We start from the raw sequence: 14945 nt of genomic DNA, 5'->3' as shown, positions 1-14945 counted from the left end.
CCCGCTCAGGGGCTCACTCGTAGACTGGAGCCCATGCGTATTCTGGCGGCGATGAGCGGCGGTGTGGATTCCGCCGTCGCTGCGGCACGTGCGGTCGAGGCGGGTCACGAGGTCGTCGGCGTGCATCTGGCGCTCTCGCGCGCCGGCGGGACGCTGCGGACCGGCAGCCGCGGCTGCTGCACCATCGAGGACGCCATGGACGCGCGTCGCGTGGCCGACGTGCTCGGCATCCCGTTCTATGTCTGGGACTTCTCGGAGCGGTTCCGCCAAGACGTCGTGGACGACTTCATCGCCGAGTACCAGGCCGGTCGCACCCCCAACCCGTGCATGCGGTGCAATCAGCACATCAAGTTCGCCGCGCTCCTGGAGCGTGGGATCGAGCTCGGCTTCGACGCCGTCTGCACCGGGCACTACGCGAAGCTGGTCGACACCCCGTACGGCCGGGAGCTGCACCGTGCGTCGGAGGCAGCGAAGGACCAGTCGTACGTGCTCGCGGTGCTCACCGCCGAGCAGCTCGCACACACGTACTTCCCCCTCGGTGACACGCCCTCGAAGGATCTCGTCCGTGCGGAGGCCGAGCGCCGGGGTCTTGCCGTCGCGCAGAAGCCCGACAGCTACGACATCTGCTTCATCCCCGATGGCGACACGCGCGGCTGGCTGGCCGACAAGGTCGGCTCCGCCGACGGCGACGTCGTCGACCGCACCGGCGCGGTCGTCGGAAGCCACCATGGCGCGCACGCGTACACGGTGGGTCAGCGTCGCGGACTGCAGTTGGGTGTGCCCGCCGCCGATGGCAAGCCGCGGTTCGTGCTCGAGATCCGTCCGGTGTCGAACACCGTGGTCGTGGGGCCGAAGGAAGCCCTGGCCACCGCCGAGATCGCGGGGGAGCGGCTGTCGTGGGCCGGACGTCCGCAAGCCGAGGGAGCGTTCGCCTGCGAAGTGCAGATCCGCGCCCACGCCGACCCGGTGCCCGCCGAGGCGGTCCACGTCGACGGCACGCTCACTGTGCGGCCGCGGCATCCCTTCGACGGCGTCGCCCCCGGGCAGACAGCCGTTCTGTACGACGGCACACGCGTGATCGGCCAGTTCACGATCGACCGTACCGTGTCGGCCGTGCCCGTCGAAGCCTGACTGGCGGCGGTGCCCGGCACGGCGACATCGCGCAAACGGCGACGTTCCGGCGGTGTGGCGCACCGTTCGCGCGATCTCGACGGCCTTGCATCGAAACGAGCCGATCCCGCGACCAGCCGGCGCCGACCGGCGAGTGGATGTCGGCACCCGCTCGTAGACTCGACGCGTGCCGCAGAACATCCCGCGTGACGACGCACGCACCGAGGCCGAAGACCTGACCACTCGCATCCTCGAGGCGAAGGACGCATACTACGGGCGCGATACATCGCTGGTGGATGACGCGACCTACGACGGCTGGATGCGGCGGCTCGAAGAGCTCGAGCGGCTGTTCCCCGAACTGCAGGGGCAGGACTCGCCGACCCAGATGGTGGGGGCGGCCGAGGCGACCGGGCTCGACACGATCGAGCACGCGGAGCGGATGCTGAGCCTCGACAACGTGTTCTCTGTCGACGAGCTGCGCGAATGGGCGGCCAAGACCGAGGCGGCAGCCGGTCGTGAGGTGGCGTGGTTGACCGAGCTGAAGATCGACGGGCTCGCCATCAGCCTGCGCTACGAGAACGGCATCCTCACCTCGGCGGCGACCCGCGGCGACGGCCGGATCGGAGAGATCGTCACCGAGAACGCGCTGCGGTTGGCTGACATCCCCGAACGGCTGTCGGGCACGGGCCATCCGCCGATCATCGAGGTGCGCGGCGAGGTGTTCATCCCCGTCGCGGCGTTCGAGCGGCTGAACGCCGCGCAGGCGGCGTTCCGCGACCGCGCCTACGACGACGCCCTCGCCCGCTGGGAGGCGCGGGGCGGCGCCAAGAAGCCGTTCGACGAAGACAAGGCGAAGGCAGCGGCTGCGCGGCGGTTCCCGGCCTTCGCGAATCCGCGCAACGCCGCCAGCGGCGGACTGCGGCAGCAGCTCGACAAGAAGACCGGGCTCGAGCACGAGGCCGGGGTGCTGCGCACCGAGTCGCTGTCGCTGTACGTGCACGGCATCGGCGCGTGGGAGAACCCACCGGTCGCCGCGCAGAGCGAGATCTACGACGTGCTGTCCGCCTGGGGCCTGCCTACGAGTCCGCACACGAAGGTGTGCCACTCGATCGATGAGGTGACCGAGTTCGTCGCCTACTTCGGCGAGCACCGTCACGGCATCGAGCACGAGCTCGACGGCATCGTCGTGAAGGTCGACGAGTTGGCGCTGCACGCCGAATTGGGGCAGACGAGCCGGGCGCCGCGCTGGGCGATCGCCTACAAGTACCCGCCCGAAGAGGTGCAGACGAAGCTGCTCGACATCGTCGTCTCGGTCGGGCGCACCGGGCGCGCGACCCCGTTCGCGGTCATGGCACCGGCGCACGTGGCCGGGTCGGTCGTCCGGCAGGCGACGCTGCACAACAAGGATGTCGTGAAGGCCAAAGGCGTGCTCATCGGCGACACCGTCGTGCTGCGCAAGGCCGGGGACGTGATTCCGGAGGTGCTCGGCCCGGTCGTCGACAGGCGAGACGGCTCCGAACGCGAGTTCGTGATGCCCGAGCGGTGCCCCGAATGCGGCTTCGTGCTCGCTCCGGCGAAGGAAGGCGACATCGACCTGCGCTGCCCGAACACGCGCTCGTGCCCTGCGCAGGTGCGGGGGCGGGTGGAGCACATCGGATCCCGAGGTGCGCTCGACATCGACGTGCTCGGCGAAGTGACCGCAGCGGCGCTCACGCAGGCCGAGCCGCCCGCCGTGGCGCCGTTGGACACCGAGGCCGGGCTGTTCGAGCTGACGTTGGACGAACTGGTGCCCATCTCGGTCGTCGTGCGCGACGCCGAGACCGGACTGCCCAAGGAAGACGAGGACGGTGTCGTCAAGACCCGCAGCCCGTTCCGGCGCAATCCGACGACCGACGAGCGCAAGGCCGGGCTCGAGGGCCCGCAGCCATCGGTGGCGGCGGTCAAGCTCCTCAGCGAGCTCGAGAAGGCGAAGACGAAGGAGCTGTGGCGCCTGCTGGTGGCGCTGAACATTCGGCACGTCGGGCCGGTGGCCGCGCGCGCACTCGCGCAGTGGTTCGGCTCGCTCGAGGCGATCCGGAGCGCGTCGCAGGCAGAGCTCGCCGCCGTCGAAGGCGTGGGCGGGATCATCGCCGATGCGGTGCGTGACTGGTTCGAGGTCGACTGGCATCAGGAGATCGTGCAGCGTTGGACTGATGCAGGCGTGCAATGGGCGATCCCCGGGCACCCCGGTCCGGGGGCGGCGGCGACGGCCGGGGGAGTGCTGGAGGGCCTCACGGTCGTGGCCACCGGTTCGCTCGAGGGCTATACGCGCGAAGGCGCGCAAGAGGCGATCATCGCCGCCGGCGGCAAGGCCGCGTCATCCGTCTCGAAGAAGACCGACTTCGTCGCCGCCGGCCCCGGAGCCGGGTCGAAGCTCACGAAGGCCGAGGAGCTCGGCCTTCGCATCATCGACGCTGCGCAGTTCAAGCTCCTGGTCGAGCAGGGACCCGAAGCGCTCGATTGAGCGTCGTCCGGGTCTGGCTCACTTGTGACGCGGCTTCCGGGGCGCGGGGTCCTCACGCGCGCGGCCGTGTCCGCGGTCGGTGGGGCGTCGGCGGTTCGGCGCCCCGCGATCGGGCGTGATCTCGATGAGCCGACCCGAGATGCGGGTGTCGTGCAAGCGCTCCAGCACCGCGGGGTCGAGGTTCGCCGGCAGCTCGACGATCGAGAACTCGGGCTTGATCGTGATCGCGCCGAAATCGTCGCGACGCAGCCCGCCCTCGTTCGCGAGCGCGCCGACGATCTGCCGAGGCTCCACGCGATGGCGTCGGCCCACTTCGATGCGATACGGCGCGTAGTCTCCGCGGCCGCGTCGCGGCTCTCGGGGCTCCCGCGGCTCGCCGCCACGCTCGCGCCCCGCCCGCTCGCGCGGGGGACGGTTGACGGCTTCGACCGACGCGGCGAGCGGGTCGTTCTCGGGATCCAGCAGCAGGGGCGTCTCGCCCTGCGCGACGATCGCGAGGGCGGCCGCGACATCCCCTTCCGGCACGTCGTGATGGCGGACGTAGTGGGCGATGATGTCGCGGAAGCCCTCGATGCGGCTCGTCTCGTCGAGCGCGGCGGTGATGGCGTCGTCGAACCGGTTGAGCCGGGTCGTGTTGACGTCTTCCGTCGTCGGCAACTGCATCTGCGCGGGCTGCTGCCGCGTCGCCTTCTCGATGTGCTTGAGCAGGTAGCGCTCGCGCGGGGTGATGAAGCTGATCGCGTCGCCCGAACGGCCGGCCCGGCCGGTGCGGCCGATGCGGTGCACGTACGACTCGGTGTCGGTCGGGATGTCGAAATTTATCACGTGGCTGATCCGCTCGACGTCGAGTCCGCGGGCGGCGACGTCCGTGGCGACCAGGATGTCGAGCTTGCCGTCCTTCAGCTGGTTCACCGACCGCTCGCGCTGGGCCTGCGGCACGTCGCCGTTGATCGCCGCGGCGGAGTAGCCGCGGGCGCGCAGCCGCTCGGCGAGCGTCTCGGTCTCGTTCTTCGTGCGCACGAACACGATGACCCCGTCGAAGTTCTCCACCTCGAGGATGCGGGTCAAGGCATCCACCTTCTGCGCGTACGACACGACCAGATACCGCTGCGCGATGTTCTGGTTCGTGGTCGTCTTGGTCTTGATCGCGACCTCTTCGGGGTCGCGCAGATACTGCTGCGCGAGCCGCCGGATCGTTGCGGGCATCGTCGCCGAGAACAGGGCGACCTGCTTGTCTTCGGGCGTCTGCGCGAGGATCTGCTCGACGTCTTCGGCGAAGCCCATCTTGAGCATCTCGTCGGCCTCGTCCAACACGAGGTACTTCAGCTCGGTCAGGTCGAGCGTGCCCTTGGCCTGGTGGTCCATGATCCGGCCGGGGGTGCCGACGACGATGTGCACGCCGCGGCGCAGCGCGGACAGCTGCACTCCGTACCCCTGCCCGCCGTAGACCGGCAGTACGTGCACGCCCTTCATGCGCGCCGCGTACGACTCGAACGCCTCGCACACCTGCAGGGCGAGCTCGCGGGTCGGGGCGAGCACGAGCGCCTGCGGCGTCTTCTGGCCCAGATCGAGTCGCTCCAGCACCGGCAGCGCGAAAGCGGCCGTCTTGCCGGTGCCGGTCTGCGCGGTACCGAGCACGTCGCGCCCCTCCAGCAGCAGCGGGATCGTCGCGGCCTGGATGGCAGAGGGCGTCTCATAGCCGAGATCGCGGATCGCCCCGAGCACGGGGCCGGTGATGCCCAGGTCGTCGAAGCCCGGGGCCTGCGGCGCTTCGGCGGCCGCGGCATCCACCTCGCTCGTCGTGAGGGTGTCGTCGGTCATGATCCTGCTCCCGTCAGGTCGAGAAGCTTGTCGCGCACGTGGCGGCGCAGCACCTTGCCGATGAGCGAACGCGGCAATTCGTCGACGACGAACACACGCCGCGGCACCTTGTAGGGGGTGAGGATGCCACGGGCGAACGCGCGCAGTTCGTCGACGTCGATCTGCCGTCCGTCGGCCGGGACGACCGCGGCCACGACCTCTTCGCCGGAGTGCTCGCTGGGCAGCCCGACGACGGCGACGTCCTCGACGTCGGGGTGCTGGCGCAGCGCGTTCTCGACCTCGGTCGGTGCGACGTTGAATCCGCCCGTGATGATGAGCTCTTTGATGCGATCGACGATGCGCACGAACCCGGCCTCGTCGATGGTGACGACGTCGCCGGTGCGGAACCAGCCGTCGATGAACACGGCGTCGGTCTCGTCCGGACGGCCGTAGTAGCCGCCGAACACCTGCGGTCCGCGCACGATCAGCTCGCCCGCGGTTCCGGGAGCGACGTCCTTCGTCGGATCGTCCTGGTCGATCACCCGGCACTCGGTGCCCGGCAGGGGCAGCCCGACGGTGCCGGGCACGCGGTTGTCGGCCACCGGGTTGGCCATCAGCACGGGGGAGCACTCGCTCAGTCCGTAGCCTTCGACGAGGTATCCGCCGGAGGCCTGCTCGAACGGCACGACGAGCTCGTGCGGCAGCGCCATGGCGCCCGAGATCGCGATCTCGGTGCCCTGGAGCGACACCCCCTGCTCCTGCGCCGCCTTCAGCAGCCGATCGGCGATCGGCGGGACCAGCGGCAGGAACGTCGCGGGGTGCTTCTTGGTGACGGCGAGCACCAGGTCGGGATCGAACTTGGGGAACAGCACCAGGCGCGCGCCCATCGACATCGCGAACGTGAGGCACAGGGTCAGGCCGTAGGCGTGGAACATCGGCAGCACCGCGTAGACGACGCAGCCGTTGCCGCGCATGATCTGCGGTACCCACGCCCGCGCCTGGGCCGCGTTGGCCAGCAGGTTGCGGTGCGTGAGCTGCGCTCCCTTGGGCGAGCCGGTCGTGCCGCTCGTGTACTGGATGATCGCCAGGTCGTCGGTCGCGGGCTTCGGGTGCGTCGCCGGCAGCGGGTCGGACGAGACGACGCGCTCCCACGGGATCGCGCCGCTGACCGCGCTCGCGAGGGCCTCGCGCGACGCGCGGGCCTTGGCGATCGGGAGCTTCAAGGCGAGCCGGGTCGTCCACGGCATCGCCCGGATGACGTCGACCGAGATGAGGTTCTCGACCGCGAGGTCGGCGGGGAAGTCCTGGATCGTCGACACGACCTTCGTCCACACGATCGCGGTCTTCGCGCCGTGGTCTTCGAACTGCTTGCGCAGCTCGCGCGGCGTGTACAGCGGGTTGTGCTCGATCGCGATCGCGCCCAGTCGCAGGATCGCGTAGAACGCGACGATGTGCTGCGGGCAGTTCGGCAGCACGATCGCCACGGTGTCGCCCGCGCCCACGCCGAGCGCCTTGAGACCGGCGGCAGCTCGGTCGATCTGGTCCTGCAGCTGCCGGTAGCTCGTCGTGCGCTCGAAGAACTCGAGCGCCGGCGCATCCGGGTAATCACGAGCGGATGCCGCAACGATGTCGACGAGAGACCCCTCGACGGGACCGAGGTCGAGTGGGACGCCGGCGGCATAGCTGGCAGTCCACGGGCGGGGCGGATCGAACGTCGTCACCGCGCCAGCCTACGCGTCACCCGGTCGTTTCTGAGGCCCTGCCGGGAATCATCGGGTGTGGGGTGGGCGCGCGGAGCGGGCGGCGCAGATCCGAGGCGCGAACGCAGAATCGTGCAGCGCGGGTGGCAACTGACAGCGCGAGACGGCGCGATCACCGCAGCGGCGTGCACTGATGATGGACCAGTCTGTCCCGGCGGCGCCCGCCGTGGGCGGCGTGCGCCCGCCCATAGACTGGGGGGGTGTCTGAAATCACCCCCGATCTTGTGCGCCATCTCGGTGTGCTCGCTCGCATCCACCTGAGCGACGCCGAGGTCGAACGCCTCACCGGCCAGCTCGACGTCATCGTCGACAACATCGCGAAGGTGTCGCAGGTGGCCACCTCCGACATCCCCGCCACGAGCCACCCGATCCCGCTCGAGAACGTGTATCGACCCGACGAGGTCGGCGCGACGCTCACCCGCGAGCAGGCGCTGCAGAACGCGCCGGAGGCCGCCGAGGGACGCTTCCGCGTCACCGCGATCCTGGGGGAGGAGCAGTGAGCGACATCATCCGCCTGAACGCCGCCGACCTCGCCGAGAAGCTGGCGTCGCGCGAGATCTCGGCCGTCGAAGCCACCCAGGCGCACCTCGACCGGATCGCAGCCGTGGACGGCGAGGTCCACGCTTTCCTGCACGTGAACGAGAAGGCGCTGGATGCCGCGGCCGCCGTCGATGCGCGTCGCGCGGCCGGCGAGCGGCTCGGCCCGGTGGCCGGCGTCCCGCTGGCCGTCAAGGACGTGCTGGTGACGACCGACATGCCCTCGACGAGTGGATCGAAGATCCTCGAGGGGTATATGTCGCCTTTCGACGCGACGGTGGTGGCGCGCTCGCGCGCTGCGGGCCTCGTGCCCCTGGGCAAGACGAACATGGACGAGTTCGCGATGGGCTCGTCGACCGAGCACTCCGCGTACGGTCCGACCCACAACCCATGGGACCTCGAGCGCATCCCGGGCGGCTCGGGCGGCGGCTCGGCCGCGGCAGTGGCGGCCTTCGAGGCGCCGCTGGCACTCGGCTCCGACACGGGCGGATCGATCCGCCAGCCCGCGCACGTGACCGGCACCGTCGGCATGAAGCCCACCTACGGCGGCGTCAGCCGCTACGGCGCGATCGCGCTGGCCTCGTCGCTCGACCAGGTCGGCCCGGTGACCCGTACGGTGCTCGACGCGGGTCTGCTGCACGATGTGATCGGCGGCCACGACCACAACGACTCGACCTCGCTCGCCGAGGCCTGGCCGTCGTTCGCGGACGCTGCCCGCGAGGGCGCCCGTGGCGACGTGCTCAGGGGGCTGAAGGTCGGCGTTGTGAAGGAGCTGCCCGACAGCGGCTTCCAGCCCGGCGTCGCCGAGTCCTTCCGCGCGGCGCTCGACCTGCTGCAGGCGCACGGCGCCGAGATCGTCGAGATCAGCGCCCCGCACTTCGAGTACGGCGTCGCCGCGTACTACCTGATCCTGCCGGCCGAGGCATCCAGCAACCTGGCGAAGTTCGACTCGGTGCGCTTCGGAATGCGCGTAGACGTGCACGGCGGCACCGTCGAAGACGTCATGGCCGCCACCCGCGACGCCGGTTTCGGCGACGAGGTCAAGCGGCGCGTCATCCTCGGCACCTACGCCCTGTCGGCCGGCTACTACGACGCCTACTACGGGTCGGCGCAGAAGGTGCGCACTCTGATCCAGCGCGACTTCGATGAGGCGTTCGCCGCCGTCGATGTGATCGCGACACCGTCCGCCCCGACGACCGCGTTCAAGCTCGGCGAGAAGATCGGCGATCCGCTGCAGATGTACCTGAACGACCTGACGACGATCCCGGCGAACCTCGCCGGGGTCCCCGGCATCTCGATCCCATCGGGGCTCGCCTCGGACGACGGGCTGCCGGTGGGCATCCAGTTCCTCGCCCCTGCGCGCGAGGACGCCCGCCTCTACCGAGTGGGCGCGGCCGCCGAGGCCCTGCTCGTGGACTCGTGGGGCGGCCCGCTGCTGGATTCGGCACCGATCCTGGGAGGGGCGCGCTGATGGCCGACACGCTGATGGACTTCGACAGGGCGCTCGAGCTGTTCGAGCCGGTGCTCGGTTTCGAGGTGCACGTCGAACTGAACACCAAGACCAAGATGTTCTCGGCGGCGCCCAACTCGTTCGGCCGCGAGCCGAACACCGACCTCGCGCCGGTCGATCTGGGCCTCCCCGGCTCGATGCCCGTCGTCAACGAGCAGGCCGTGCGCTACTCGATCAGCCTGGGCCTGGCCCTCGGCTGCTCGATCGCGCCGTCGAGCCGGTTCGCGCGCAAGAACTACTTCTACCCCGACCTGGGCAAGAACTACCAGATCTCGCAGTACGACGAGCCGATCGCGTTCGAGGGCCAGGTCGAGGTCGAACTCGAGGATGGCACGCTGGTGCAGGTGCCGATCGAGCGCGCGCACATGGAAGAGGATGCCGGAAAGCTGACGCACGTCGGCGGGGCGACCGGTCGCATCCAGGGTGCCGCCTATTCGCTGGTGGACTACAACCGCGCCGGCGTGCCGCTCGTCGAGATCGTCACCAAGCCGATCTTCGGCGCCGAGCACCGTGCTCCGAAGCTCGCGGCCGCCTACGTGCGGACGATCCGCGATATCGTGCTGTCGCTGGGCATCTCGGACGCGCGCATGGAGCGCGGCAACCTGCGCTGCGACGCCAACGTGTCGCTGCGCCCGCGGGGGCAGGAGAAGCTCGGTACCCGCACCGAGACGAAGAACGTCAACTCGATGCGGTCGGTCGAGCGCGCCGTGCGCTACGAGATCCAGCGGCAGGCGGCGATCCTCGCCGACGGCGGTTCGATCACGCAGGAGACCCGGCACTGGCATGAGGATACCGGGGTCACCTCCCCGGGACGCCCGAAGTCGGATGCCGACGACTACCGGTACTTCCCCGAGCCCGACCTGCTGCCGGTGGTGCCGGCGCCGGAGCTGATCGAGCAGCTGCGCGCCGCGCTGCCCGAGCCGCCGGCTGCCCGTCGCCGCCGGCTGAAGGCGGAGTGGGGCTTCACCGACCTCGAGTTCCAGGATGTCGCCAACGGGGGCGTGCTGGCCGAGGTCGAGCAGACGATCGCGGCCGGGACCACACCCGCCGCCGCCCGCAAGTGGTGGACGGGCGAGATCGCACGCCTCGCCAACGCCGCCGACCGTGAGACGAGCGAACTCGTCGAGCCCGCCGCGGTGGCCGAGCTGCAGAAGCTCATCGACGCCGGCACGCTGACCGACAAGCTGGCCCGTCAGGTGCTCGAGGGCATGGTCGCGGGAGAGGGCACGCCGCAGCAGATCGTGGATGCCCGGGGTCTGGCGGTCGTATCGGACGACGGTGCCCTCATCGCGGCCATCGACGCGGCGCTCACGGCCCAGCCGGATGTGCTCGCCAAGATCAAGGACGGCAAGGTGCAGGCCGCCGGGGCGGTGATCGGCGCCGTCATGAAGGCCATGCGCGGTCAGGCCGACGCCGCCCGCGTGCGCGAGTTGATCCTGGAGCGCGCCGCGCAGTGAACTCACGCTCCGGTCGTTGACCGAGCGCGCGCGCAGCGCGAGCGAGTCGAAACGCGTTCGGTGACGTCGTCTCGACTCGCTGCGCTCGCTCGACGACCGGGGTTGCACTCGGTCGAGGGCAGGGCTGCGGCATCCTTCTGCTTCTGCGCCGAACTTATGCAACGACTGTGGACGACCCTTCAGGGGTCTCAACGGGTGTAATTTCGCGCTCGTGGGCCGGTGATGAAGCCGACCGAAAAGGAGCGATGACGCATGTCCACACCGCAGATGACCCAGAGTCCTGCCCCCACTGCACCACCGAAGGCGATCCCTTTCGGTGACCCTGCCGGGCTCGGTCTCGCTGCCTTCGCGCTGACGACCTTCGTGCTCAGCGTGATCAACGCCGGATGGGCCCCGGCAGACGTCTCCGGCGTCGTCCTCGGCCTCGCGATGTTCTACGGCGGAGCCGTCCAGGTGATCGCCGGGGTCTGGGAGTTCGCCAACAAGAACACGTTCGGCGCCGTGGCGTTCTGCTCGTACGGCGGATTCTGGCTGTCGTTCTGGTTCCTCAGCGACGCCACCAAGCTCGGCGCCGACGCCGGCAAGGGCGTCGGCTGGTACCTGCTCGCATGGGGCATCTTCACCCTCTACATGACGGTCGCAGCCAGCCGCACGAACATCTCCGTCCTGTTGGTGTTCATCGCGCTGACGCTGACCTACTTCGCCCTCGCCGTCGGCGAGTGGGTCTCGCCGGTGTGGGGCTACGTCGGCGGCTACCTGGGCGTCGCCACGGCGATCCTGGCCTGGTACGCCTCGTTCGCGACGGTGACCAACTTCACGTACAAGCGCACGATCCTGCCCATGGGATCGCTGGCGAGGGGATGACGGAGATGGCAGAGGGAATCGAACCGACGATCGCGAACCTGCTCACCGAGACGCGCAGCTTCGCACCGACGGCGGAGTTCGCGGAGCAGGCCAATGTCCACGCGGACGCCTACACCCAGGCCGACGAGGATCGCCTCGCCTTCTGGGATGACCAGGCGCGGCGCCTGGACTGGCAGACGCCGTGGACGCAGACACTCGACTGGTCGAACCCGCCGTTCGCCAAATGGTTCGTCGGCGGACGCCTGAACGTCGCCGTGAACTGTCTGGACCGGCATGTGGCGGCCGGGAACGGCGATCGCGTCGCGTACTACTTCGAGGGCGACCGCGGCGACAGCGAAACGATCACCTACCGCCAGCTCACCGAGCGCGTCTGCCAGGCGGCGAACGCTCTTGCCGAGCTGGGCGTGAAGACCGGCGACCGGGTCGCGATCTACATGCCGATGATCCCCGAGACCGTCGTCGCCATGCTGGCGTGCGCACGCCTGGGCGCCCCGCACACCGTCGTGTTCGGCGGGTTCTCGGCCGAGTCGCTGCGCACCCGCATCGACGACTGCCAGGCGCGGGTGGTGATCACCGCGGACGGCGGCTTCCGCAAGGGCAAGCCGTCGGCGCTCAAGCCCGCGGTCGACAAGGCGATCGCCGACGGCGCCGAGGTCGATACGGTCCTCGTGGTCAAGCGCACCGGCGAGGACGTGGACTGGGTCGACGGGCGCGACGTCTGGTGGCACGACACCGTCGAGAAGGCCTCGACGGAGCACGAGCCCGAGTTCTTCGACGCCGAGCACCCGCTGTACGTGATGTACACCTCGGGCACGACGGGCAAGCCCAAGGGCGTGCTGCACACCACCGGTGGGTACCTGGTCGGCTGCGCCTACACGCAGTGGGCGGTGTTCGACCTGAAGCCCGAGCAGGACGTGTACTGGACGGCCGCCGACATCGGCTGGGTCACCGGGCACAGCTACATTGTGTACGGGCCGCTGGCCAACGGCACGACGTCGGTGATGTACGAGGGCACTCCGGACTCGCCGCATCAGGGCAGGTGGTGGGAGATCATCGACAAGTACAAGGTCACCCAGCTGTACTGCGCTCCGACGGCGATCCGCACATTCATGAAGTGGGGCGAGCAGTTTCCGGCGAAGTACGACCTGTCGTCTCTCAAGGTGATCGGGTCGGTGGGCGAGCCCATCAACCCCGAGGCCTACATCTGGTACCGGCACAACATCGGCCATGACCGTACGCCGGTCGTGGACACCTGGTGGCAGACCGAGACCGGAATGATCATGGTCAGCCCGTTGCCCGGTGTCACGGCCGGCAAGCCCGGTGCCGCGATGCGCCCCGTACCCGGCGTCGTCGCCGACATCGTCGACGAACAGGGGGCGTCGGTGCCGAACGGCGCGGGCGGCTACATCGTGCTCACCGAGCCCTGGCCGGCGATGCTGCGGACCATCTGGGGCGACGACCAGCGCTACATCGATACGTACTGGTCGAGATTCCCCGGCCGGTACTTCGCGGGCGACGGAGCCAAACGCGACGACGACGGCGACTACTGGCTGCTCGGTCGCGTGGACGACGTCATGAATGTGTCGGGCCACCGTCTGTCGACGACCGAGATCGAGTCCGCCCTGGTCTCCCACCCGAAGGTCGCCGAGGCCGCCGTAGTGGGAGCCGTGGACGAGACGACCGGCAAGGCCGTCGTCGCGTTCGTGATCCTGCGCGCCGGATCGGGGGAGATCGCCGACGACATCGGAGGCGAGCTGCGCGAGCACGTCGCGGTCGAGATCGGCAAGATCGCCCGGCCGCGCCAGATCATCGTGGTCAGCGAACTGCCCAAGACCCGAAGCGGCAAGATCATGCGCCGGCTGCTGCGCGACGTCGCCGAGAACAGGCCGATCGGAGATGTGACGACCCTGGCCGATTCGACGGTCATGGAGGAGATCGCGAACCTCGTGGCCTCCCATCCGCAGGAGGACTGATCGCGCGGTCCCTGGGCGGAGGCTGCGCAGCGACCTCCGCCCAGCGACCCGCGGCGATGTCCGACGCCTCGGCGAGAGTGGAGGGATGTCCGACGCCTCGGCGAGAATGGGAGGATGGGACGGGGCGATGGATCGGGCAGGCGTGTGTCGCCGGACGACGCCGACGACACCGGTGCCGGCATCCTGCACGTCGACATGGATGCCTTCTATGCCGCGGTCGAGGTGCTCGACGATCCGTCGCTGCGCGGCAAGCCCGTGATCGTGGGCGGTGTCGAGGGCCGCGGCGTCGTCTCCAGCGCGACGTACGAGGCGCGGCGCTACGGCGTGCGTTCGGCGATGCCGATGTCGCAGGCGCTGCGGCTGTGCCCCACCGCCACCGTCGTGCCGCCGCACTTCCCGCGGTATCTCGAGCTGTCGGGCCGGGTGATGGACATCTTCCATGACGTGACTCCGCTGGTCGAGCCGCTGTCGATCGACGAGGCGTTCCTCGACGTGCGCGGGGCGCGGCGCCTGTGGGGGTCACCCGGTGCGATTGCGCGGATGCTGCGCACTCGCGTGCGCGAGCAGACCGGGCTGACCTGCAGCGTGGGCGCCGCGGCGACCAAGCACGTGGCCAAGATCGCCTCGACGATGAGCAAGCCCGACGGGCTGCTCATCGTGGCCGAGCCCGATACCCACGCGTTCCTCGCGCCGCTGAGCATCCGCGCGCTGTGGGGCGTCGGACCGAAGTCAGCGGATGCGCTCGAATCCCGCGGGATCCGCACCGTCGGCGACATCCTTGACACACCGCGCCCCGTGCTCGCCCGCACGATCGGCGAGGCCATGGGCGACCGCATCTGGCACCTCGCCCGGGGGCTCGACGCCCGCGAGGTCGAACCCGAGCGGGTGGAGAAGAGCGTCGGCCACGAAGAGACGTTCCAGACCGACATCGACGACGACGTGATCCTGCGCGGCGAGCTGCGCCGCCTCGCCGATCGCGTCGGCGCGCGATTGCGCCAGGCGGGGTGGGAAGCGGCGGCGGTGGCTATCAAGGTCCGGTTCGCCGACTTCCGGACGGTGACGCGCACGCAGACGCTGCCCGAGGCGACCGCCGTCGGGCAGCGCATCGGTCAGGCGGCCATCGAGCTGTTCGACGTGCTCGAGCGCCCGCTGCCCGTGCGCCTCATCGGGGTCCGCACCGAGCGGCTGAGGTCTGGGGGAGCGGCGGGCCTGGCGCTCTGGGACGACGACGAGGAGTGGCGACAGGTCGAGAGCGCTCTCGACGACGCGACGGCCCGGTTCGGCACCGGGGCGGTCACGCGCGCCTCGTCGCTCGGAGGACGGCGCGACGTGGGCGGTGTGACGCATCATCCGCCGGTCCGCCGATACCGCGGCTGAGCACAGCGTCCCGCAGTGCGCATGGGGTGTGCACGGATGGGGCGGACGGCTACC

General features: G+C 69.9%; 10 protein-coding genes. 8 read left to right on the top strand and 2 right to left on the bottom strand.

Annotated elements, in window-relative coordinates; all coding sequences use genetic code 11:
• The first annotated feature begins 33 nt into the window (after nt 1-33).
• Together mnmA and ligA are read left to right on the top strand one after the other, a co-directional pair.
• Entirely contained in the window at nt 34-1131 is a 1098-nt protein-coding gene (gene mnmA, locus AC3RX0_RS06570; RefSeq protein ID WP_491505109.1) for a tRNA 2-thiouridine(34) synthase MnmA, read from the top strand.
• Nucleotides 1132-1297: 166 nt separating this feature from the next.
• A complete protein-coding gene (ligA, locus tag AC3RX0_RS06565) occupies nt 1298-3613 on the top strand; it encodes an NAD-dependent DNA ligase LigA (protein WP_491505108.1) in 2316 nt (771 codons plus the stop codon).
• Nucleotides 3614-3631: 18 nt separating this feature from the next.
• Here ligA and AC3RX0_RS06560 read toward each other — a convergent pair whose 3' ends face one another.
• Both AC3RX0_RS06560 and AC3RX0_RS06555 read right to left on the bottom strand, forming a co-directional pair.
• A complete protein-coding gene (locus AC3RX0_RS06560) occupies nt 3632-5434 on the bottom strand; it encodes a DEAD/DEAH box helicase (RefSeq protein ID WP_491505107.1) in 1803 nt (600 codons plus the stop codon).
• Nucleotides 5431-7134: a long-chain-fatty-acid--CoA ligase gene (locus AC3RX0_RS06555; protein WP_491505106.1), complete on the bottom strand. Its 1704-nt coding sequence runs from the start codon at nt 7132-7134 to the stop codon at nt 5431-5433. Before AC3RX0_RS06555 ends, AC3RX0_RS06560 begins: the two co-directional genes overlap by 4 nt.
• Nucleotides 7135-7373: 239 nt before the next feature.
• Here AC3RX0_RS06555 and gatC point away from each other — a divergent pair, with 239 nt between their 5' ends.
• The 6 genes from gatC to AC3RX0_RS06525 all read left to right on the top strand — a co-directional run bounded on the left by gatC (nt 7374) and on the right by AC3RX0_RS06525 (nt 14891).
• Nucleotides 7374-7673, top strand: coding sequence for an Asp-tRNA(Asn)/Glu-tRNA(Gln) amidotransferase subunit GatC (gene gatC, locus AC3RX0_RS06550; protein WP_491505105.1), 300 nt, complete (start codon nt 7374-7376; stop codon nt 7671-7673).
• Nucleotides 7670-9181: an Asp-tRNA(Asn)/Glu-tRNA(Gln) amidotransferase subunit GatA gene (gene gatA / locus AC3RX0_RS06545; protein ID WP_491505104.1), complete on the top strand. Its 1512-nt coding sequence runs from the start codon at nt 7670-7672 to the stop codon at nt 9179-9181. Before gatC ends, gatA begins: the two co-directional genes overlap by 4 nt.
• Complete coding sequence (gene gatB, locus AC3RX0_RS06540) at nt 9181-10677, top strand: Asp-tRNA(Asn)/Glu-tRNA(Gln) amidotransferase subunit GatB (protein ID WP_491505103.1); 1497 nt, start codon at nt 9181-9183, stop codon at nt 10675-10677. The genes gatA and gatB overlap by 1 nt, the downstream gene beginning before the upstream one ends.
• 252 nt (nt 10678-10929) lie before the next feature.
• Nucleotides 10930-11541, top strand: coding sequence for an acetate uptake transporter (locus AC3RX0_RS06535; protein WP_491505102.1), 612 nt, complete (start codon nt 10930-10932; stop codon nt 11539-11541).
• Nucleotides 11542-11546: 5 nt separating this feature from the next.
• Nucleotides 11547-13514 (top strand): acetate--CoA ligase, encoded by a 1968-nt coding sequence (gene acs, locus AC3RX0_RS06530; protein WP_491505101.1) that lies wholly within the window; start codon nt 11547-11549, stop codon nt 13512-13514.
• A gap of 114 nt (nt 13515-13628) precedes the next feature.
• Entirely contained in the window at nt 13629-14891 is a 1263-nt protein-coding gene (locus AC3RX0_RS06525) for a DNA polymerase IV (RefSeq protein WP_491505100.1), read from the top strand.
• The last annotated feature ends 54 nt before the right edge of the window (nt 14892-14945 follow it).

Source organism: Microbacterium sp. W1-4-2 (genome assembly GCF_058349885.2).
This window is presented reverse-complemented; position numbering and strand designations above follow the sequence as displayed.

Excerpts from the sequence above, each read along its gene's own strand:
- mnmA (WP_491505109.1), top strand. The coding sequence starts at position 34 with ATGCGTATTCTGGCGGCGATGAGCGGCGGTGTGGATTCCGCCGTCGCT.
- AC3RX0_RS06560 (WP_491505107.1), bottom strand. The coding sequence starts at position 5,434 with ATGACCGACGACACCCTCACGACGAGCGAGGTGGATGCCGCGGCCGCC.
- gatB (WP_491505103.1), top strand. The coding sequence starts at position 9,181 with ATGGCCGACACGCTGATGGACTTCGACAGGGCGCTCGAGCTGTTCGAG.
- AC3RX0_RS06535 (WP_491505102.1), top strand. The coding sequence starts at position 10,930 with ATGTCCACACCGCAGATGACCCAGAGTCCTGCCCCCACTGCACCACCG.
- acs (WP_491505101.1), top strand. The coding sequence starts at position 11,547 with ATGGCAGAGGGAATCGAACCGACGATCGCGAACCTGCTCACCGAGACG.
- AC3RX0_RS06525 (WP_491505100.1), top strand. The coding sequence starts at position 13,629 with ATGGGACGGGGCGATGGATCGGGCAGGCGTGTGTCGCCGGACGACGCC.